The organism is Agromyces sp. GQ35, assembly GCF_059758475.1.
In genome coordinates this window covers 235,305-255,497 of the sequence record NZ_JCAXEO010000002.1, presented here as the reverse complement: position 1 = coordinate 255,497, position 20,193 = coordinate 235,305, and the positions used below count along the sequence as shown (strand labels likewise).

At 65.8% G+C, this 20,193-nt stretch carries 23 protein-coding genes; 14 read left to right on the top strand and 9 right to left on the bottom strand.

The window, feature by feature from the left end:
• Window positions 1–176: 176 nt before the first annotated feature.
• Window positions 177–722 carry a DUF1697 domain-containing protein gene (locus AC6CH0_RS13175; protein WP_498101580.1) on the bottom strand — a complete coding sequence of 182 codons (546 nt, stop codon included), beginning with the start codon at window positions 720–722 and terminating at the stop codon, window positions 177–179.
• A 219-nt stretch (window positions 723–941) separates the two neighbouring features.
• On the opposite strand from AC6CH0_RS13175, the gene AC6CH0_RS13170 reads away from it, so the two are divergent.
• From AC6CH0_RS13170 to AC6CH0_RS13160, 3 genes are all read left to right on the top strand, one after another.
• Window positions 942–1,550: a TetR/AcrR family transcriptional regulator gene (locus AC6CH0_RS13170; RefSeq protein WP_498101578.1), complete on the top strand. Its 609-nt coding sequence runs from the start codon at window positions 942–944 to the stop codon at window positions 1,548–1,550.
• Window positions 1,547–2,134, top strand: coding sequence for a GNAT family N-acetyltransferase (locus AC6CH0_RS13165; protein WP_498101576.1), 588 nt, complete (start codon window positions 1,547–1,549; stop codon window positions 2,132–2,134). The genes AC6CH0_RS13170 and AC6CH0_RS13165 overlap by 4 nt, the downstream gene beginning before the upstream one ends.
• Window positions 2,135–2,473: 339 nt before the next feature.
• Window positions 2,474–3,091 (top strand): hypothetical protein, encoded by a 618-nt coding sequence (locus AC6CH0_RS13160; protein WP_498101574.1) that lies wholly within the window; start codon window positions 2,474–2,476, stop codon window positions 3,089–3,091.
• Window positions 3,092–4,441: 1,350 nt separating this feature from the next.
• Here the strand turns inward: AC6CH0_RS13160 and AC6CH0_RS13155 are convergent.
• Window positions 4,442–4,933: a DUF6326 family protein gene (locus AC6CH0_RS13155; protein WP_498101572.1), complete on the bottom strand. Its 492-nt coding sequence runs from the start codon at window positions 4,931–4,933 to the stop codon at window positions 4,442–4,444.
• 177 nt (window positions 4,934–5,110) lie between these two features.
• On the opposite strand from AC6CH0_RS13155, the gene AC6CH0_RS13150 reads away from it, so the two are divergent.
• Complete coding sequence (locus tag AC6CH0_RS13150; RefSeq protein ID WP_498101570.1) at window positions 5,111–5,812, top strand: TetR/AcrR family transcriptional regulator C-terminal domain-containing protein; 702 nt, start codon at window positions 5,111–5,113, stop codon at window positions 5,810–5,812.
• Window positions 5,813–5,849: 37 nt separating this feature from the next.
• Here AC6CH0_RS13150 and AC6CH0_RS13145 read toward each other — a convergent pair whose 3' ends face one another.
• Complete coding sequence (locus AC6CH0_RS13145) at window positions 5,850–6,122, bottom strand: hypothetical protein (protein ID WP_498101568.1); 273 nt, start codon at window positions 6,120–6,122, stop codon at window positions 5,850–5,852.
• Between the two features lie 62 nt (window positions 6,123–6,184).
• Between AC6CH0_RS13145 and AC6CH0_RS13140 the strand changes: the two genes are divergently transcribed.
• A complete protein-coding gene (locus AC6CH0_RS13140) occupies window positions 6,185–6,625 on the top strand; it encodes a VOC family protein (protein ID WP_498101566.1) in 441 nt (146 codons plus the stop codon).
• Window positions 6,626–6,641: 16 nt separating this feature from the next.
• On the opposite strand, the gene AC6CH0_RS13135 is transcribed toward AC6CH0_RS13140, so the two are convergent.
• Complete coding sequence (locus AC6CH0_RS13135) at window positions 6,642–6,845, bottom strand: hypothetical protein (protein ID WP_498101564.1); 204 nt, start codon at window positions 6,843–6,845, stop codon at window positions 6,642–6,644.
• Between the two features lie 26 nt (window positions 6,846–6,871).
• On the opposite strand from AC6CH0_RS13135, the gene AC6CH0_RS13130 reads away from it, so the two are divergent.
• Window positions 6,872–7,426, top strand: a complete 555-nt coding sequence (locus tag AC6CH0_RS13130) for a CGNR zinc finger domain-containing protein (protein WP_498101562.1) — start codon at window positions 6,872–6,874, stop codon at window positions 7,424–7,426.
• Window positions 7,427–7,451: 25 nt separating this feature from the next.
• Entirely contained in the window at window positions 7,452–8,525 is a 1,074-nt protein-coding gene (locus AC6CH0_RS13125) for an epoxide hydrolase family protein (RefSeq protein ID WP_498101561.1), read from the top strand.
• 9 nt (window positions 8,526–8,534) lie between these two features.
• On the opposite strand, the gene AC6CH0_RS13120 is transcribed toward AC6CH0_RS13125, so the two are convergent.
• Window positions 8,535–8,864: a hypothetical protein gene (locus AC6CH0_RS13120; RefSeq protein WP_498101560.1), complete on the bottom strand. Its 330-nt coding sequence runs from the start codon at window positions 8,862–8,864 to the stop codon at window positions 8,535–8,537.
• An 83-nt stretch (window positions 8,865–8,947) separates the two neighbouring features.
• On the opposite strand from AC6CH0_RS13120, the gene AC6CH0_RS13115 reads away from it, so the two are divergent.
• The gene (locus AC6CH0_RS13115) at window positions 8,948–9,715 is read left to right on the top strand and encodes an SDR family NAD(P)-dependent oxidoreductase (protein ID WP_498101559.1); all 768 of its coding nucleotides are present in this window, start codon (window positions 8,948–8,950) and stop codon (window positions 9,713–9,715) included.
• 19 nt (window positions 9,716–9,734) lie between these two features.
• On the opposite strand, the gene dhaM is transcribed toward AC6CH0_RS13115, so the two are convergent.
• The 3 genes from dhaM to dhaK are packed head-to-tail and all read right to left on the bottom strand — an operon-like array spanning window position 9,735 to window position 12,146.
• On the bottom strand, window positions 9,735–10,472 hold the full coding sequence (gene dhaM / locus AC6CH0_RS13110) for a dihydroxyacetone kinase phosphoryl donor subunit DhaM (RefSeq protein WP_498101557.1): 738 nt from the start codon (window positions 10,470–10,472) through the stop codon (window positions 9,735–9,737).
• 1 nt (window position 10,473) lies between these two features.
• Window positions 10,474–11,121 carry a dihydroxyacetone kinase subunit DhaL gene (dhaL, locus tag AC6CH0_RS13105; RefSeq protein WP_498101555.1) on the bottom strand — a complete coding sequence of 216 codons (648 nt, stop codon included), beginning with the start codon at window positions 11,119–11,121 and terminating at the stop codon, window positions 10,474–10,476.
• A 23-nt stretch (window positions 11,122–11,144) separates the two neighbouring features.
• The gene (gene dhaK / locus AC6CH0_RS13100) at window positions 11,145–12,146 is read right to left on the bottom strand and encodes a dihydroxyacetone kinase subunit DhaK (protein WP_498101553.1); all 1,002 of its coding nucleotides are present in this window, start codon (window positions 12,144–12,146) and stop codon (window positions 11,145–11,147) included.
• Between the two features lie 200 nt (window positions 12,147–12,346).
• Here dhaK and AC6CH0_RS13095 point away from each other — a divergent pair, with 200 nt between their 5' ends.
• Both AC6CH0_RS13095 and glpK read left to right on the top strand, forming a co-directional pair.
• Window positions 12,347–13,132 (top strand): MIP/aquaporin family protein, encoded by a 786-nt coding sequence (locus AC6CH0_RS13095; protein ID WP_498101551.1) that lies wholly within the window; start codon window positions 12,347–12,349, stop codon window positions 13,130–13,132.
• A gap of 93 nt (window positions 13,133–13,225) precedes the next feature.
• Window positions 13,226–14,740: a glycerol kinase GlpK gene (gene glpK / locus AC6CH0_RS13090; RefSeq protein ID WP_498101549.1), complete on the top strand. Its 1,515-nt coding sequence runs from the start codon at window positions 13,226–13,228 to the stop codon at window positions 14,738–14,740.
• Window positions 14,741–14,776: 36 nt separating this feature from the next.
• On the opposite strand, the gene trpD is transcribed toward glpK, so the two are convergent.
• The gene (gene trpD, locus AC6CH0_RS13085; RefSeq protein WP_498101547.1) at window positions 14,777–15,829 is read right to left on the bottom strand and encodes an anthranilate phosphoribosyltransferase; all 1,053 of its coding nucleotides are present in this window, start codon (window positions 15,827–15,829) and stop codon (window positions 14,777–14,779) included.
• Between the two features lie 130 nt (window positions 15,830–15,959).
• On the opposite strand from trpD, the gene ctaE reads away from it, so the two are divergent.
• Genes ctaE through qcrB form a run of 4 tightly spaced genes read left to right on the top strand, consistent with a single transcriptional unit; the run spans window position 15,960 to window position 20,161 of the window.
• Window positions 15,960–16,598: an aa3-type cytochrome oxidase subunit III gene (gene ctaE, locus AC6CH0_RS13080; RefSeq protein ID WP_498101545.1), complete on the top strand. Its 639-nt coding sequence runs from the start codon at window positions 15,960–15,962 to the stop codon at window positions 16,596–16,598.
• Between the two features lie 49 nt (window positions 16,599–16,647).
• Window positions 16,648–17,442 (top strand): cytochrome bc1 complex diheme cytochrome c subunit, encoded by a 795-nt coding sequence (qcrC, locus tag AC6CH0_RS13075; protein WP_498101543.1) that lies wholly within the window; start codon window positions 16,648–16,650, stop codon window positions 17,440–17,442.
• 38 nt (window positions 17,443–17,480) lie between these two features.
• Complete coding sequence (qcrA, locus tag AC6CH0_RS13070) at window positions 17,481–18,557, top strand: cytochrome bc1 complex Rieske iron-sulfur subunit (protein ID WP_498101541.1); 1,077 nt, start codon at window positions 17,481–17,483, stop codon at window positions 18,555–18,557.
• On the top strand, window positions 18,554–20,161 hold the full coding sequence (gene qcrB, locus AC6CH0_RS13065; RefSeq protein ID WP_498101539.1) for a cytochrome bc1 complex cytochrome b subunit: 1,608 nt from the start codon (window positions 18,554–18,556) through the stop codon (window positions 20,159–20,161). The genes qcrA and qcrB overlap by 4 nt, the downstream gene beginning before the upstream one ends.
• The last annotated feature ends 32 nt before the right edge of the window (window positions 20,162–20,193 follow it).

The window sequence follows — 20,193 nt, the reverse complement described above, 5'->3', positions numbered from 1 at the left end:
TTTCTGGCGGCGGTTGCCGTATGCAGGGTCAGGCTATTGCGGGGAATCGCCTGAGTGTCGGATGTGAACGCGCGCGTCTTCGGATGTCTCTGCGGGACGCGTGTCGGACTTCAAGCCCGCCACCGATGCTCGCCAACCGGCCAACCGGCCAACCGCCGAACGCCGGGCTGAAAGTTTCAGCCGTCGTCGAGCATTTCGAGAAGCCGCGTCGTCGTGCGCCAATTGCGGACTGTCATCAGTTTGAAGACCGGCATCGACATCAGGCGCGTGATGCGGGTCTTCGACGCCTGCGCTGCCACCCGCGAGAAGTAGATCGCGCCCGGCCCCAGGGCCACCGAATCCACGCCCTCGCGGAGTTCAGACAGGTCGGCGAACGTCGCCGCGGCCGCGAGGGGTTGCTTCAAGAAGTAGACGTCGCTGCGCAACTCTGCGGAGCCGTGGTCCGCCGGCGCAGCCGCGACCGTCGCTGCGAGCTCTTCGCGCGACCGCACCACGACGAGGATCGGAATTCCGAACCGCTTCAGCAGCATCCGCTCGATCTCCGTCTCGAGTTCGAGCCCCGACTCCGTGTCGCCGGTGAACAGCACGTTGCCACTCTGGATGTACGTTCGTACATCGCGATGACCGGCCTCGCTGAAGCATGCAGCGAGATCCGGCATGCCGACCAGGTTCCGGCCGCCCACGTTGAGCCCGCGCAGCAATGCGACGGACGACGCCGTCATCGTTCTCGCCGATCGTTTTGCAGCCGGCCGATTCGCTCCACGCTGGTCATTGTCGAACCATCGCACGCACTGCCGACATATCGACCCGTGACCACCCCGCACGGCGAACCTCACTCAGCCGCGTGCATCGGCGCGGAACGCAACGAAATACCTGGAAGATGCCTTGTCACGGGGGAGGGGAGGTATAGTGAACATGCGTTCATTGAAAAGAGGAAGCGAATGCCACGTACGCCAGAGCGGAATGAGGCGATGAGAACGGCGACCCGGCAGGCGATCGAGACCGCCGCTGTCCGAGTCTTCGCGCGACACGGCTTCGCGGCCGCGAACATCAGGCAGATCGCCGACGAGGCAGATCTCAGCACGGGATCGATCTATCGGCACTACGCGAGCAAGGAGGTGCTCTTCGACGAACTGCTCGAACAGGCATCGGCGGGTCTCAGCGCCGCAGCGGCACACCTTTCCAGCGACGGGGATCCGCGCACGCTCATCCGCGGGTTCACCGAGCGATATCTGGCAGACCTCGCACGAGACGACGGCGCCGCCGAGTTCTTCATGGTCATCAACCAGGGCTTCACCACTGACACGCCCGCCGGAACGGCGCACCGGCTCGCAGAGACGCAACGTACGCTGTGGCGCGCGTTCGCCGTCCTCGTGCACCGCGGTCAGCTCGCGGGACACTTCGCCGGGGGAGACCCGGAGCGAATCACCGCCTACTACTTCGCAACACTGTCCGGCGTCACCACGTTGCGCGGCGCCATGCACGACGAGTTCGCCGAGCCAGATGTCGACCTCGTACTGCGCGTACTCACAGGAGGAGTCACCACATGATCGAAATCACCCGCGCCGACGAACTCGGCGAGGCGTATCGTCGCGGGATCACCGGGGTGCTCGTTCGCGGATTCGCCGACGACTTCGCCTTCTTCTCCAAAGATCCGGAGAGATTGACGGATGCGTTCGAACACATGATCCTGCTTGAACGCTTCTACGTCGCCCTCGTCGACGGAGAACCCGCCGCCGTCGCCGTCGTCACCGAGGGAGCCCAGGAGTGCTTCGCACCGGACCGGCGTGAACTCCAACGCGCACTCGGAGCACTGCACGGCGCCATCACTCACCGAATCATCCGGAGTCAGTTCATGGGCGCCGATGATGGGGCTCGTGACGGCCTCGCTGAGATCGGCTTCGTCACGACGGCGCCGAGATTTCAGGGAAAGGGCGTGGCAACGGCGCTCATGCGACGCCTGCTCGAATTGCCGTTCGACGAGTTCATCCTGCGCGACATCAAGGACACGAACGTCCCGGCGCTCGCGCTCTATACGAAGCTCGGGTTCACCGACACTCTGCGGCGACCGGTCAGGTTCGCGAAGCGTGCGGGCTTCACCTCCTATGTGTCGATGGGGCTCAGTCGAGCGTGATCCGAGCCGCAGTGACATCCGGCCGCTGTCTTTCGGTTCCATCCGTTTGTACTGACACAATCTGCGACGGATGGCGCGACACTGCATGGATGTCACGACACTGCATGGATGTCACGACACGGATCACGTGCGGGCTCATCGAGACTGGCTGCGGCGATCGGTCTCGCAGGCAGGAGAAACACCGTGAATGAACGCGTGTGAGGACGACGGCTCCCTCCGACGACCTTCCGATCCTGCAGCACCGATAATGCACATTATGTCCGACCGTAGATCCACAAACTGCAAAAGATGCAGGATTTGGAGCGCTCTGAGGTTCGAGACCTCTTGTGCATTGGGAGGGTGGTGCACAGACTCAGTGGTGCGAAGCATGTGAAGGGGCGAACGGTGCGGGTGATATCTCAGGTACAACCACTGGTGGAGCCGAGCCCAGGACTACGAGGAACCGGGCCGGTGGTGTACCAGCGCGATCCCGTGCCGTTCCGGCTGCTCTACTTGCGCCGACTTTGGGGACTACGCGTATCCGATGCGGATGCTGCGAACCTCGACGATCACCCCGACGACCATGCCGACGACGAGAGTCGCGAGGCAAGATGGCTGCGCTCGTGGCGACTCGCGTGGCAGTGCAACGAACTCGTGCAAATCGCCGTCGCCGACGGGGCCCTCCCGGAAATACCCGATCAGGAGCCCGCCGAATGGTTCGGCCCCGATCGCCCCGACGGCTTCGACCTCAAGGACTACCTCGCCTGGTCGTTCTCCACGCCCTTATGCGACTCGCTGGGAACTCAGGGCCCACGCGTTGGGCTAATTGCCGAAGCGGCTGCGGCCCGGGGTCTGCTCGCGATCTACATCATGCCGTTCGAGAGCGTGTGGATCACCCGCCGAAACCGGATCCTGATTGTATCGACCGAAGTTTACAACTCCGAAGTTCTCCTGACCGAGGCGCTCGAGGCCTTCTGAAACGCACCATCGTCGCCACAACTCTTCTTCCTGGATGCTCGAGAACGCCATCGAATACCTCCAATCGGTCATCATCCTCCCCGTGATGCGTTGATCGGTTGAGACCGCCACGGTTTTTGACCCATCGTTGCTGCGGTGTTTAAAACCTCCCGGCGCGACGGCTGGCGATGCGTGATTCTGCGATCGCGCGCGTACCGTCAGGAGTGAAGTCGAACCTCGGGGTTTTGAACGTTTCTGGCGCGACTGTCGATCGCCCCATCACCGTCCGCCCGAAACACGGCCCCCAGTTTGGGCGCACGAGGGCAGCCAGCCGACCGAGTTCCCGTAGGACCGCCCGCGAGGCTGCCGCAATGGCGGTGCCCTAACGCTTCAAGCATGAGCGAGCTTTGTGGAAGAGCGGTTAAGGGACTTCACCATCAGAAAGCTTCCCACTGAGAAGCGGTCCCCCCACGGTGCCCGCGCTCAAGCGGAGCGACTGGAAGGCAACAACCGCCGAGATTTCCGTATGAGGCAGCGCGAAGAACCGGCCGGGACGCCTGCGCGAAGTTTCCGCTCACGTGCGACCCAATGCTGCCGTCGAGGTCGGCCTGGCACGGGCGAGCGTGACGTGCAGCCGATCGACACCGCCCGGAGCAATATTGCGTCTGATGCACGTCCCCCGTCGGCGCCGGGCCCTGACCGCGCGGTCTCGCCCGGTGCAACGGCGCGGATCCGCAGAATTCACTAGCTTCGTCAAGACCCAGTAGTGGAGGATGCGTTCAAGGCGGTGAACTCACTAGCGTCAGGGACGTGTCGCCTGAGGACGACCGAACGGGGGCTCTTTGGCAAGCGGCAGAACGACCGCTCGGAAGACCATCGGAATCGTTGTGATCGTGTGCGGCTTCATGGCACTGGCATTCGTGTACGCCGATCACTATTGGTCTACCGTCCGGAACCCAGATGTCGCTTGCCTGGAACTTCCGCTTCCTCACGACGCTGATCTTGGATCGATCGACGGAACAGCGACCTGGATTCCGCTCGGATTGAGCTGCAGGTATGTGGCATCACTTGGCGAGGCCCAGACGCTTCAGTTCGGCTGGGACCTAACAGTGATCGCCGTGATCGCCCTCCTCGTCATCGCGCTCGGGTTGCTACTGAGCATTCGCAGCTCGAAAGGTCGCGATCTTCAAAGGGGTTGAAGCTTGCCCAGCCGGACAGCTTGTGCCCTCGTCGTCAGCCTCATCATTGCCATCGGCGGTTCCGTCACGACAGCCAACGCCATCCGGCAGCGCCAGAGGTCCCGACATCGGTGCCGCGGTGAGCGCCAGGCTCACCGCGGCATCTTCCGTGCCTGGATCGAGCAGCGATGAGTCAGGCGTGGGCTTGCTGTCGCAGTCGGTCGGCCGTCGCGACACCTGCAGCATCGGAGTGCGTTCGGGGCCAGGTCCAGGCGGAGCGCAGGATGAAGGCCAGGATCAGCACCTCGACTCCGATGGTGAGGGCGTAGTAGAAGGCCCAGTCCCAGGACGCCCCTGCCGCGTTGAACACCATTACCGGGACGTACAGCGATGCAACGATGAGGTTGGTGGCGCGGTTCACACGGGCAGGCAGCGCAATGGAGAGCATCACCATCAGGGCCGGAATCGCGATGATCACGAAGAAGATGGACATCAATGTCCCGCTGATGTCGAACTCGAAGATGACGCCACCGCGGATTTCGTCGATTTCTCCGGGCTGGTACAGGTGGAAGTAGTCGATGTAGATGACGAGGAACATCAGGCTGGTCCAGGCGGCGGCGAGCTTTGCTTGCACCGGGATCTGCGGGTTCGTCACAGCGTTGTTGATGGGGATACGACGTGTCATGTTCTGCTCCTTCGTTCGGTTTGGTGGGCCGGACCGCAAAGACAGCGGTAACTGGTGCACGGGTGGCGCAGTGGCTGGTCGTGACACCTGTCGGTGTGGCGTCGTACGCCGTACGAGACCCGTACACCGTACGATGGGCGTACGCTGTACGTACGTCAAGACCGGGATTGAAAGGACATGGCCATGGTGGGTGCAGCTACCGAACGAGGCGCAGGAATCCCCACCCCACTCAGCAAGGAGCGGGTGCTGCGCCAAGCCCTCGTGCTCGCCGACAAGGAGGGCATCGACGCGCTCAGCATGCGCAGGTTGGGCCGAGAGCTCGACGCCGGGGCGATGTCGCTGTACCACCACGTCAGCAACAAGGAGGAGTTGCTCGACGGCATGGTGGACCTCGTCTTCGCCGAGATCCACCTGCCGGACAGCCGGGGTGATTGGCACGCGGAGATGCGAGCGGAGGCGGTGTCCGCCAGAGAAGTGCTCGCCCGTCACCCCTGGGCGATCAACCTCATGGAGTCCCGGACCACCCCTGGGCCCGCCAACCTGCGGCACCGCGAGGCAGTGATCGCCTCCCTGCGCACGGCCGGGTTCTCTGCCCAGATGGCCACCCACGCGAACTGGCTCCTCAACAGTTACGTCTACGGCCACGCCCTTCAGGAGGCGAGCGTTCCCTTCGCCGATGCCGGCGATCTCGCGGACATGATTCACGAAGTGTTCCTGCCGCAACTGCCCCCGGAGGAATACCCCTACATGAACGAGACCGCGACGGAACTCATGAGAAGTGACTACGACCCCGCGGGCGAGTTCACCTACGGCCTCGACCTGATTCTCGGCGCACTTGAGCACGCCCGCAGTTCGGCGGAACCACCAGGTTCTCCGTAGGCCGGAAGCCCGCCGACCCCGCCCTCAAGAGGACCTTCTACTCCCCCGCGCTGCCGCGCCGGCCAAGGGCAAACCCCGTCGCGGCACCCAGCCCGACGAGACCCACGACGCCAACGCCGGCGCCGACGAATGCGGGCTGCGTCACCACGACGAATCCACCGGGCACGAACAGAGCATCGGACATCGGCTGGTAGGCGAACCACCCGATCGTGGCGGGCGTTTGGCTCGAGGCAACCAGCACCACTCCCCCAACGACGAGAACGCCTGAGAGGATGAGCGCGACGACGAGGGCTGGGTGCATTCGCGGCATGGTGTCACCATACCTATGCTCGCCACTGCGGTGAACCGACCCGGCTCGCTAGCATGCAACGCATGGCCATCAAACTCGAGAATGTCGGCATCGCCGTTCGCGACCTCGAAGCGACGATCTCCTTCTTCACCGATCTCGGCCTCACGGTCGTCGGTCGTGACACGGTCAGCGGTGAGTGGGCCGACACCGCCGTGGGCCTCGATGACAACCGCGCACGTATCGCGATGCTCCAGACGCCCGACGGTCACGGTCGCCTCGAGCTCTTCGAGTACATCCATCCCGAAGCGATCGAGACGGAGCCCACTCGTCCCAACGAGATCGGCATGCACCGCGTCGCCTTCTCGGTCGACGATATCGACACGGCACTCGAGGTGGCGGCGAGGCACGGGTACCGTCCGCTTCGCGGCGTGGCGACGTATGAAGACGTCTACAAGCTCACGTACGTTCGCGGCCCGAGCGGCATCATCGTGATGCTTGCCGAGGAGCTCAAGAAGATCGATTGACGCTGGCGCTCGGCGGTCACTCCACGTTCGCGCTCGAGGTGATCGTCGGAGCCGCATCCCGATCGCGGAGCTCGACGCGTCGGACCTCGCACGCGATGCACTGCAGGTACAGCACCTCGCCTTCCGACGTGCCGTGCCTGGATTCGACCCGCCAGACGTGCTCGTGTCCGTCCCGTGAGGCGGCCGTGTGCTGTTTGTCCTTCATGAAGGCTCGTGTCATGCATCCCACGATGATGTAATGGCCTTATGCATCTCAACCCTTACGGAGAGTACGCGGTGCTGCTCGCGGCATCCCTGGCGAATGAATGGCCGTCAGACCGCGCCGGCATTGTCGCGCGGTCGCGCCGGTTCGGCATGACGATGCGATTCGGCGAGGCTCCGGGCGACCATTCGCGCACCCGCGAGGTCGTCGACGGCTGGCTCACGGTCGTCGACGCTCCTGACCCGTACGATCGAGCGTCGGCGCTCAACATCCAGATGGCCACGGCGGCGGCATATCCGCGCCTCACCGATCACGATGGCGAGGGCTGGCATCTGCACTACCGGGATCTGAACGACTCACTCCCCCACGTGCTGCACGCGGTCTTCAGCGTCGGAACCGCGCTGCACCTGTCCACTCGAGGAATGCACCGCCTCGGTCGCTGCGCCGCCGGCTTGGCCGACGGCGATACGTGCCGCAATGTCGTGGTCGACGTCACCCGCAACGGACGACAACGATACTGCTCGGTGCGCTGCGCGAATCGTGATGCCGTACGACGACACCGCGCACGCGCGACGCCGTTCCCGCGCGACCACACGTGATCGACCCCGCCACTACCGTGAGGGGATGGAACCGTTCACGATCACCGTTGCCCCCGAGGCGCTCGACGACCTGCGATCCAGGCTCGCGCGCACGCGCTACTCCGCTCCGAGCGACTCGGACTGGGCTGCGGGCACCGACCCCGACTACCTCCGCTCGCTCGTCGAGTACTGGGCGAACGACTTCGATTGGGCGGGTGCCGAAGCGCGGTTGAACGGGTACCCGCAGTTCCACGACCGCGGACAGCATTTCGTGCACCTCAGGCGTGATCCGTCGCGGCCGCCGGTCCTGCTCGCGCACGGTTGGCCCAGCAGCTTCATCGAGATGCTGCCGCTCGCCGACCTGCTCGACGTCGATGTGGTGATCCCGTCCCTTCCCGGATTCCTGTATTCCGACCTTCCGGCGGGTCCCCTGACGCGCGAAGCGATCGCCGAGACATTCCACACGCTGATGACGGAGACGCTCGGCTACGAGCGCTACTTCGCGTTCGGCGGCGACATCGGCGGAGCGGCGAGCGGATGGCTCGCGACGATGTACCCCGAAGAAGTCGCCGGGCTGCACGTCATCCACGGGCCGTTCCCCGCCGACTTCGATGCGCCCCCGGTCACAGATGCCGAGCAGGCGTTCCTCGATGCCGACGAAGCGTTCGACGAGACGGACTCCGGGTACAGCGAGATCATGAGCACCCGGCCGGACACCATCGCCGCCGCCCTCGTCGACTCCCCCGCGGGTCTCGCCGCCTGGATCATCGACAAGTACCGCGCGTGGAGCGATTGCGATGGTGATCTCGAGTCCAGGTTCGACAAGGACACGCTCTGCACGATCCTGACCCTGTACTGGGTGACCGAATCGATCGGCACCTCATTCCGCCAGTACCTCGACTACCCGCACAACGCCGTGCGGCCGATGATCACCGTACCGGTGGCCGTCACGCAGAGCCACGAGACGCCGTTCGACCTGTTCCCGCGCTCGATCGCCGAACGTGCCGCAAGCGACATCCGTCAGTACTCCGCACCCGGGCGCGGCGGCCACTTCCTCGCGTTCGAGGAACCACGACTCGTGGCCGGCGAACTCGGTGCGTTCATGCGCTCGGTCGGCTAGCGCAGCCGTTCACCGGGTCGTATCACGACCGGCGAACTTCTCGGCTCGTCGGCCGGTGGCCGGCATTCCGAGCTCGTTGAACGGTCCTTCGACCTCGGGTTCCGGCAACCGCTCGTCGGTCGGGCAGATCAGCACGGTGTTGGCCGTCGAGTGATCCATGACGTGCTCGAACATCGGATGACCGCACACGGGGCATGCCTTGCCATCGAACTGCTCGGGCTCCGCGTCATCCGCGATGACCGGCGGAGGACCGAACGCGGGCAGCAGCGCCCGGTCGATCCGGTCGAAGAAGTGCGTGAATGCGTTGCCGTCATCGCGGCTCGCCGCGTCGCGTGCCATGGGCTGATGCTACGCCCGCCGCGGTTCGGCCGCCACTGTCATCGCAACAGCATGGATCCGGCCGCGGCCAATAGGCTGATTCCATGACGGATGCCTCACCCACACGCCGCCCGGTCACGATCATCACCGGCGCGAGCCGGGGCATCGGCGCCTCCATCGCCGAGCGCCTCGCCGCCGACGGTCATGACCTCGTGCTCACCTTCCGCGAACGCCGCGACGAGGCTGACGCGGTCGCTCGTCGCTGTGCGGCGTCGGGCGCCCGAGTGCTGTTGCTCAGCGTCGACCTCGCCGAGCTCGACGCCGCGGCCACGGTGGTGCCGGCCGCGATCGCGGAGTTCGGCCGCGTCACCGGCCTGGTCAACAACGCCGGCATCACCGGTCGAATCGGCGCCTTCCTCGATGGCGCGATCGACGAGAGCGAGCACCTCTTCCGCGTCAACGTGCTCGCCCCCATCGTGCTCACGCGGGCCGCGATCGCCCACATGTCGACCGACCGCGGCGGCGAGGGCGGCTGCGTCGTCAACATCTCCTCGGGCGCTGCCAGGTCAGGCGCGCCGGACACCTACATTCCGTACGCCATGAGCAAGGCGGCGCTGAACGCACTGACGACCGGCGCCGCGAAGGAGTTCGGGCCAGTCGGCGTGCGCGTCAACACCGTCTCGCCCGGCACCACGCACACCGAGATCCATGCCGCCGCCGGCAGGCCGAACGCCCCTGAGGAACGCGCCCCGAACATCCCGATGCGTCGCGCCGGAGAACCGCACGAGATCGCCGGGGCGGTCGCCTACCTGTTCTCGGCGGATGCCGCCTATACCTCCGGCGCCGACATCCGGGTCGCCGGGGGCAACTGAGCCTGAGGGCCGATCAGGCTCAGGATTCGCCGAAGCCCGACTCGGCCAATTCCGCGATCGCGTCGACGGCGGCGCGCCCGTCGGGATCATCGCTTGCGATGTCGACCTGGGCACCTTTCGCGAGTCCGAGCGACATGATGCCGAGCAGGCTCTTCGCGTCGGTGCCGTTCACCGTCACCTTCTGGGCGAACGTGCTGGCGAGCTTGACGAGTTCGGCGGCCGGACGCGCGTGCAGGCCGTCGGAATTGACCAGCCGGATGCTTCGGGCGTGACCGGATGCCGCTGAGTCGTCGCCGGCCGCCGCATCTGCTCCTTCGACGTCGGAGTTCGTCGATTCGGGAGAAGCCGAGGTGTCAGCTCGTCGGCCACCCCACGCGGACTCGGCTGCCGCGACGACGGTGTCGAGCGAGTCTCCGGACTCGGCCGCAACCGCCGCGGCGACACCGCCCTCGACGAGCGGCGCGTCCACGATGCGCACTCGATCGCGTGCCTCGTCATCGAGGAAGTCGAGCGCGGTCTCGGCGGTGAGAATCGCAGAGCCGAGATCGCACAGCACGACCACGCCCTCGCCCGCGTCCGCGTCGGCGATGCCCGCGGTCACGCGGTCGAAACTCGTGCCGATACGGCCGTCGTCGGTGCCGCCAGCTGGGATGAGACTCGCGGTGGGCGCCATCTGGCGCGCGAGCTCGACGAGGCCATCGGCGATGCCGGAGGAATGCGAGACGAAGACGACGCCGACCTTGCCGGGGCTGCCCACCTCACGCCCCCGCTGATGCAGCAGCGGCGTCTGCCGCCGCTCGCAGAAGAAGGGCACTCGACTCGGCGCCAGGGTCGCGATGCCCGGCCGAACGCTCCCCGAGATAGCTCGCGCGCCCCTTGCGGGCCACGAGCGGCTCCGTGGCCGCCGCGCCGGCCTCCGCCGCATCGGCGGCAGCTTCGAAGACCCCCGCGGCATCGGTGCCCGCCGCCGCCGCGGCTTCCGCCGCATCGACCGCAGGGGTCCAGGCGTCGATCATCGTCTTGTCGCCGGACTCGGCCTTGCCACGCGAAACGACGCCGTCACGAGCCGCCGTGAGGATGGCGGTGATCGCCGGACCGTCGAGCGAGACCGCACTGCCGGCGGCAGCTGCGGCCTTCAGGTAGGCCGTGCCGTAGAGCGGTCCGGCAGCTCCGCCGACCGTCGAGATGAGCGTCGTCGCCACGAGCTTCAGCACGTCACCGGGGGTGGATCCGGCAGCCAGGTCGTCGAGCTTCGGCAGCACGGCTTGAAAGCCACGGTCCATGTTCTCGCCGTGGTCGCCGTCGCCGATCTCGCGATCGAGCGTGATCAGTTCGACGCGATGCTCCGAGATGACCTGCGCACTGCGTCTGACCCAGTCCACTGCCCAGGTGATGTCCAATCCCACCGAGATTCCCCCTTCGATTCGTACTATCGGCCCCACCGCAGTGCAGCCGTCTGCACCGGGGCATCCCACAATTCGACCATCTCGTCGTCGAGCTTCAGCAATGTGATGGACATGCCCTGCATCTCGAGCGCCGTGATGTAGTTGCCCACGAGGGAACGCGCGATCTCGATGCCGCGTTCCTCCAGCACCTCTGCTGCGCGACGGTACGCCAGGTAGAGCTCGACCTGAGGGGTTCCGCCCATACCGTTGACGAAGAGCAGTGTGCGTTCGCCGCGCTCGTACGGAAGGTCCTCCAGAATCGGCTCGAGCAGCCGGTCGACGAGCCGGTCGGCCGGCTCGAGGCCGATCCGCTCGCGTCCAGGCTCGCCGTGAATGCCGATGCCGATCTCGATTTCGTCTTCGGCGAGCGTGAAACTCGGTTCGCCGGCGTGCGGCACGATGCACGGCGTCAGTGCGAGGCCCATCGATCGAGCGTTGGCGTTGACGCGTTCGGCGACGGCGACGACCTCGTCGAGCGAGTCACCTCGTTCGGCTGCAGCGCCCGCGATCTTCTCGACGAGCACGGTGCCCGCCACTCCGCGCCGTCCGGCCGTGTAGAGCGAATCTTTGACGGCCACGTCATCGTTGATGATGACCGAGCGCACATCGATGCCGTCTGCCGACGCGAGGTCGGCTGCGGTCTCGAAGTTCAGCACGTCGCCCGTGTAGTTCTTCACGATGTGCAGCACCCCGGAGCCGCCGTCGACGGCTTTCGTCGCGGCGAGGATCGGGTCGGGCGTCGGAGAGGTGAAGACTGCGCCGGGCACGGCGGCGTCGAGCATGCCGAAGCCGACATACCCGGCGTGCAACGGTTCGTGCCCGCTGCCACCGCCGCTGACGAGGCCGACCTTTCCGGTGATCGGCGCGTCGGCACGCACGATGTGGATCGGATCGAACTCCACGCGTACGAGATCGGCATGCGCGAGTCCGAACCCGGCGACCGACTCGTCGACGACCCGCTTCGGGTCGTTGATGATCTTCTTCACGGACATCCCTCCCTCAGCTGCCGGACGCCGTGCATCGACGCCGACGCAGCACTCCCCCGCCAACCTACGCCCGAGGCGCCGTCGACCGTAAGAGGCAGGAGCGAAATGCCGTACCCCCATTCCGCGGCGTGGTCCGTCTGAGTATCGTGGGGGGTGTTCCGCCCCTGGGCGATGCCCATCGGGCTCGGCGATAAGGATGGATGGTCAACGTGGACAATCTCGGAGTGCTGTTCCTCAGCGAACTGGTCGGCACGGCGATGCTCGTGCTCCTCGGTTGCGGTGTGGTGGCCAACGTGGCCCTCGCCAAGACGAAGGGCTTCAACGGCGGATTCCTCATGGTGACGATCGGCTGGGGCTTCGCGGTCTTCGCCGGCGTCATCGTCGCGTATGCCTCGGGTGCGCACATCAACCCGGCGGTCACGCTCGGCCTCGTCGCCAACGGCGCCACCGAGTTCGGCAACGCCGGCCTCGGGATCACCGTGCCCGTCGAATTCCTCTCGGTCATCGCGTACATCGGCGCGCAGCTGCTCGGCGCGATGCTCGGCGCCGCCTTCGTCTGGCTGGCATACAAGCAGCACTTCGACGAGGAACCGCTGGCCGCCTCGAAGCTCGGCGTCTTCTCGACCGGCCCCGGCATCCGCAACTACGGCTGGAACCTCGTCACCGAGATCATCGGCACCTTCGTGCTGGTCTTCGTGGTGATCGGCTTCGGCGGCGGCCGTCAGGGCGACGGCGGCCTTGCAGCACTCGGTGCATTGCCCGTGGCGCTCCTCGTCATCGGTATCGGCGTCTCGCTCGGTGGTCCGACCGGCTATGCGATCAACCCGGCTCGTGACCTCGGACCGCGCATCGCGCACTTCCTGCTCCCGATCAGGGGCAAGGGGTCGAGCGACTGGTCGTACTCGTGGGTGCCCGTCGTCGGACCGATCATCGGCGGCCTGCTCGCCGGATGGGCAGCGATCCCGCTCCTGCCGATCATCAGCTGAGCGCTGCGGGGGCCGGCCCATCGGGCGGGCCCCCGCAGTTCCGCTTCGGAAAGAGTGCCGGCAGTGCCGGCTGTAACAGATTGGGAGAATCGAATGGCCGACTACATCCTGGCGATCGATCAGGGCACGACCTCATCGCGTGCGATCATCTTCGACAAGGCCGGGTCGATCGTCTCGACCGGGCAGCTCGAGCACGAGCAGATCTTCCCGAAGGCCGGTTGGGTCGAGCACGACCCGGCCGAGATCTGGCGCAACACCCGCGAGGTGATCGGCCAGGCGCTCGGCAAGGCCGACCTGACCCGACACCACATCGCGGCGGTGGGCATCACGAACCAGCGCGAGACCGCGGTGGTGTGGGACAAGAACACCGGTGAACCGGTGTACAACGCGATCGTCTGGCAGGACACCCGCACCCAGCCGATCGTCGACCGGCTCGCAGCCGATGGCGGCGTCGAGCGATTCAAGCAGCAGGTCGGCCTCCCGCTCGCGACGTATTTCTCGGGCACGAAGATCGTGTGGATCCTCGAGAACGTCGATGGCGCGCGCGAGAAGGCCGAGGCCGGCGACCTGCTGTTCGGCACGACCGACACGTGGGTGCTCTGGAACCTGACCGGCGGTCCCGACGGCGGCGTGCACGCGACGGATGTCACGAACGCGAGCCGCACGATGTTCATGGACCTCGAGACCCTCGCCTGGGACGACGAGATCCTCGCCGCGTTCGGCGTGCCGAAGTCGATGCTGCCCGAGATCCGCTCCTCCTCCGAGGTATACGGCACGGTCGAGTCGTCGAGCCTGCTTCGCGAGGTACCCGTGGCGGGCATCCTCGGCGACCAGCAGGCCGCGACGTTCGGCCAGGCGGCATTCGATCCTGGTGAATCGAAGAACACCTACGGCACCGGCAACTTCCTGATCTTCAACACCGGTGAAGAGATCGTGCACTCCAAGAACGGGCTGCTCACGACGCTCGGCTACAAGCTGGGCGACGCCGCTCCGCACTATGCGCTCGAGGGAGCGATCGCGGTCACCGGGTCGCTCGTGCAGTGGCTCCGCGACAACCTCGGGCTGATCTCGAGCGCGCCCGAGATCGAGGACCTGGCGAAGACCGTCGACGACAACGGCGGTGCGTACTTCGTGCCGGCGTTCTCGGGCCTGTTCGCGCCGTACTGGCGCCCCGACGCTCGCGGCGCACTGGTCGGCCTCACTCGCTTCGTGAACAAGGGCCACATCGCCCGTGCCGCGCTCGAAGCGACTGCGTTCCAGACTCGCGAGGTACTCGACGCGGTGAATGCCGACTCGGGCGTCGACCTCACCGAACTCAAGGTCGACGGCGGCATGATCGCGAACAACACCCTCATGCAGTTCCAGGCCGACATCCTCGGCGTGCCGGTCGTACGGCCGGTCGTCGCGGAGACGACCGCGCTCGGCGCCGCCTACGCCGCGGGCCTCGCGGTGGGCTTCTGGTCGAGCCTCGACGAACTGCGAGCCAACTGGCAGGAAGATTCCCGCTGGGAGCCGAAGATGGATGCCGCCGAGCGCGACCGGCAGATCCGCCTCTGGAAGAAGGCCGTCACGAAGACCTTCGACTGGGTCGACGACGACGTGCAGTGAACTGAGGCGGCGCGGCGACGAATGCCGAAGGCGTGCTCAGGCCTTCGTCGCCGCGATCCACTGCCCGAGCTTGCGGGCGGCGGCGCCACTGTCGATCGCCTCTTCCGCAACGGCGATCTTGTCGGCGAACCGATCGAGGATCGCCCGCTGGAACTGGCTCGGATCCTTCGCCAACTCGTAGGAGACGAGCCCGGCGGCTGCGTTCAACACGACGATGTCGCGAACCGGCCCGCGGGCACCTGCAAGCACCTCGTGCACGATACCGGCGTTGTGGCGGGCATCGCCGCCTTCGAGTTGATCGATCGTGGCCCGATTGATGCCGAGATCACGCGGGTCGAGGTCGTGCTCCTTCACCGTGCCTCGCGAAACCTCCCACATGTGGCTGTGGCCCGTCGTCGTGAGTTCATCGAGTCCGTCGTCGCCGCGGAAGACCAGGGCCGTCGCGCCTCGCGTCTGGAACACGCCGACGATGAGTGGAACACGGTCCAGTTGTGCCACACCCACCGCCGAAGCCTCCGGTCGAGCCGGGTTGACGAGCGGCCCGAGGTAGTTGAACACCGTCGGCACGCCCAGATCGGCACGAACCCGTCCGGCATGCCGGAAGCCAGGGTGGAATGCGGCCGCGTACGCGAAGGTGATTCCGGCCTCGCCCAGCACTCCGGCGACGCGCTCGGCCGGAAGCTCGAGGTCGAGACCGAGTGCCGCGAGCACGTCTGAGGAGCCAGACGATGAACTGGCGGCACGATTGCCGTGCTTGATCACCGGCACGCCGGATGCAGCGGCAACGATCGAGGCCATCGTCGAGACATTCACCGTGCCGAATCGATCACCGCCGGTGCCGACGATGTCGAGCGCCATCGGGTCCACCGGCAGCGCGACAGCGTGCTCGAGGATCGCATCGCGGAAGCCCACGATCTCGTCGACCGTCTCCCCCTTGACGCGGAGCGCGATGAGGAAGCCGGCCAGCTGCGCTTCACTGACCTCGCCCGTCATGACCTGTTCCATGCACCACGCGGCATCCGAAACACTCAGGTCGACCCCCTCGAGGAGGGAATTCAGGATGTCGGGCCAGTTCTGTCGTGCAGGCATGCGTCGATCCTATCTGCGGCATTCACGGCGGATTCGTGGCCTTCCCACAGGCTGACTTAGGGTTCCCTTACCCGTTGCGAGCGACACGACTCCCCCGGATGACGAAAACTCAGCCCTCGTTTCAGCCATAATGGGATGTGTGACGAGCACCTCAATCACCTATCAGGCGAGCGCGCCCCTGATCAAACGACCGAACACCGTTGCGGTGGGCACGATCGTCTGGCTCGGCAGCGAAGTCATGTTCTTCGCGGGCCTCTTCGCGATCTACTTCACGCTGCGGTCGACTTCGCCCGAACTCTGGGCGTTCGAGGCCGATCGGCTGAACTTCCCGTTCTCGCTGACAAACACGATCATCCTCGTGCTCTCGTCGTTCACCTGCCAGTTCGGCGTCTTCGCTGCTGAACGCCTGCAGCCGTATGCGACGGGATGGAAGCCGACCCAGTGGGGCATGGTCGAGTGGTTCTTCCTCACCTATGCCATGGGTTCGGTCTTCGTCGCCGGCCAGGTCTGGGAGTACGCGACGCTGGTCTCCGAGGGCATTGCGATCGATTCGAACGCCTACGGCTCGGCGTTCTACCTGACCACCGGATTCCACGGCCTGCACGTCACCGGCGGCCTTCTCGCCTTCCTCTTCGTGATCGGCCGTGTCTTCGCGGTCAAGAACTTCGGTCACCGCGAGGCCACGAGCGCGATCGTCGTCTCGTACTACTGGCACTTCGTCGACGTCGTCTGGATCGGGCTGTTCCTCGTCATCTACGTCCTCAAGTAAGCCGCATCAGGAGCGTCAGCACAGCATGCCCGTGAACAGGAAGATACCCATGACTCGCCAGAAGCGACGCACCGGACGCCGGCACCCGCTCGCCACCGTCGCGCTCCTCGCGCTCGGCCTCGTCTTCACCGGTGGAGCCTATGCCGCGCTCAGCAGCGGCACCGTTGCGCAGGCAGAGGTCGACCCGAGCTCGCAGCAGACGATCGAAGAGGGCAAGAAGCTCTTCGCGGCCAACTGCGCCACCTGCCACGGCCTCGCCGCGCAGGGCACCGACAACGGCCCCAGCCTCGTCGGAGTCGGCGCTGCAGCGGTCGACTTCCAGGTCGGCACCGGTCGCATGCCGATGCAGATGCAGGGGCCGCAGGCTCTTGAGAAGCCCGTGCAGTTCACCGATGATCAGGTCAAGCAGCTGGCGTACTACGTCGCCTCGCTCGGCCCCGGCCCCGACATCCCCGCCGATCACGTCGTCAACGGTGGCGGCGATGCTGCGAACGGTGCAGAGCTGTTCCGTATCAACTGCGCGATGTGCCACAACGTCGCCGGCGCGGGCGGCGCGCTCACCCAGGGCAAGTTCGCTCCCCCGTTGACGGATGTCTCGGGAGTGCACATCTACGAGGCCATGGTCACGGGCCCGCAGAACATGCCGGTCTTCAACGACCTGAACATCTCGCCGGAAGACAAGCGCGACGTGATCACGTACCTCAAGTACGTGCAAGACAATCGCTCGCCCGGCGGCATCGAACTCGGCTCGCTCGGACCGGTCGCAGAGGGCCTGTTCATCTGGATCTTCGGTCTCGGCACGATCGTCGCGATCACCGTGTGGATCACGGCGAAGTCCAACTAGCGCACGCCCGGCACCGAAGTAGCTGAAGAAGGAGAACCATGGCACAGGACGACCACAGCGGCGCCGAGCTCGCCGCTGCCGACTCGTCGCACGCCGCGCACGACACCGATGTCTCGCCGGGTACTGCGGTCATCGTCGCCGATTCGTTCGAGAATCCCGGCTTCCCGCCGCATCGGCCCCGCGTCACCGACGAGAATCCGAAGCGCGACAAGCGGGCACAGCGCACCGTGTACACGCTCTTCTACCTGTCGATCGTCGGCAGCGTCTGGGCGATCGCCGCGTACATGCTCTTCCCGATCGAGTCCAACGACGTCGGTGCCGTTCGGCTGAACAACATGTTCTTCGGACTCGGGTCGGCGCTCGCCCTGCTCGCCATCGGCTTCGGCGTGGTGCACTGGGGCAAGGCGGTCATGGCCGACGTCGAGCTCGTCGATGAACGCCACCCGATCGGCGGGACGCCCGAGACTCAGGCTGCCGCCGTCAAGGTGTTCACGGACTCCGATCGTGAGTCGGGCTTCACCCGCCGCACCGCGATCCGCAACAGTCTCATCGGGGCTCTGCTCGTCTTCCCGCTGCCAGCCGTCGTGCTCTTCAGAGGGTTCGCCCCGCAAGACCAGATCCCGGTCGAACTGCTCAGCCACACGATGTGGAAGAAGGGCACCCGTCTCGCGCTCGATCCGTCGGGCGTGCCGATCAAGGCGTCCGACGTCACGATCGGCAGCGCCTTTCACGTCATCCCCGAAGGCCTCAGCGAGCTCGAGCACGGCAAGCTCGAAGAGAAGGCGAAGGCCGCGGTGCTGCTCATGCGCCTCGAGCCCGACGAGCTCAACGAGCTTCCCGACCGCAAGACATGGTCGTACGACGGCATCGTCGCCTACTCCAAGATCTGCACGCACGTCGGATGCCCCGTGGCACTGTACGAGCAGCACACGCATCACCTGCTCTGCCCCTGCCACCAGTCGCAGTTCGACGTGGCGAATCACTGCGAGGTGATCTTCGGCCCGGCGAAGCGACCGCTTCCGCAGCTCCCGATCGCAGTCGACGACGAGGGCTACCTCATCGCGCAGAGCGACTTCACCGAACCCGTCGGCCCGAGCTTCTGGGAGCGCCATTGAGCACCGCACCGTCCGCAACCGCGCCGCAGAAACGGTCGTTCACCTCGGCTGCCTCCGTCTACGTCAACGAGCGCACGAGCATCGCAGGCTTCGTCAAGGAGCTCGGTCGTAAGGCATTCCCCGACCACTGGTCGTTCCTCCTCGGCGAGGTCGCACTCTTCAGCTTCGTCGTCGTGCTCATCTCGGGCACCTTCCTGACGTTCTTCTTCCAGGCGTCCATGGCCGAGGTGCACTACGACGGCTCCTACGTGCCCCTCAAGGGCGTCGAGATGTCCGTCGCGATGGCATCGACCCTCGACATCTCCTTCGACATCCGCGGCGGCCTGTTCGTGCGGCAGATGCACCACTGGGCTGCGCTGCTCTTCGTCGCAGCCATCGGCCTGCACATGCTGCGCATCTTCTTCACCGGTGCATTCCGCAAGCCGCGTGAGCTGAACTGGGTCATCGGATTCATCCTCTTCATCCTCGCGATGGCCGAGGGTTTCACGGGCTACTCGCTGCCCGACGACCTGCTCTCGGGCAACGGCCTCCGCATCATCGACGGCATGGTGAAGGGCATCCCGCTGATCGGCACGTGGACCTCGTTCCTGATCTTCGGCGGGGAGTTCCCTGGCACGCAGATCGTCGGACGCCTGTACACCCTGCACATCCTGCTTCTGCCCGCGCTCGTGGTCGCACTCGTCGCACTGCACCTCGTGTTCGTCGTCGTGCACAAGCACACGCAGTATGCCGGACCCGGCAAAACCCAGCAGAACGCCGTCGGTCCGCCCATCCTGCCGATCTACGCGGCGAAGGCCGGTGGGTTCTTCTTCATCATCTTCGGCGTGCTCGCGCTCATCGCTTCGATGTTCACGATCAACCCGATCTGGAACTACGGGCCGTACGACCCCTCCCCCGTCTCGGCCGGTACCCAGCCCGACTGGTACATCGGCTTCGCCGACGGCGCTCTGCGATTGATCCCGCCGGGCTGGGAGTTCGTCTGGCTCGACCGCACGTGGTCGTTCAACATCATCGTCCCCCTGGTCGTGCTCGGCGGCTTCATCGTCACCGTGCTGATCTACCCCTTCATCGAGGCGTGGGTCAAGGGCGACAAGCGCGAGCACCACATCGCCGACCGACCGCGCAACGCCCCGACGCGCACGGCGATCGGCGCGGCAGGCGTCACGTTCTACGCCGGCCTCTGGGCAGCGGCAAGCTCCGACATTCTGGCAACGCACTTCTCGCTCACCATGGAGGGCGTGATCCACGCGCTGCAGGCGACCGTGATCGTCGGTCCCTTCATCGCGTACTTCATCACGAAGCGCGTGTGCATCGCACTGCAGAAGAAGGATCGCGAGATCGTGCTGCACGGCTACGAGTCGGGCCGTATCGTGAAGCTGCCGGGTGGCGAGTTCATCGAGGTGCACCAGCCCCTCGATGAGTACGACCGCTGGAAGCTCGTCAGCCAAGAGAGCTATGCACCGCTCATGCTCCGCCCCAACGCTCGCGGCAAGATCACCATCGGTGAGCGCATGCGCGCCGGGCTCTCGCGCTGGTTCTTCGAGGATCGCATCGCGCCGGTCACGAGGAGCGAACTCGAGTCCGGTCACGACACCCACCACTGACGATCCGTCAGACGCAGTCGGGCACCGCAATC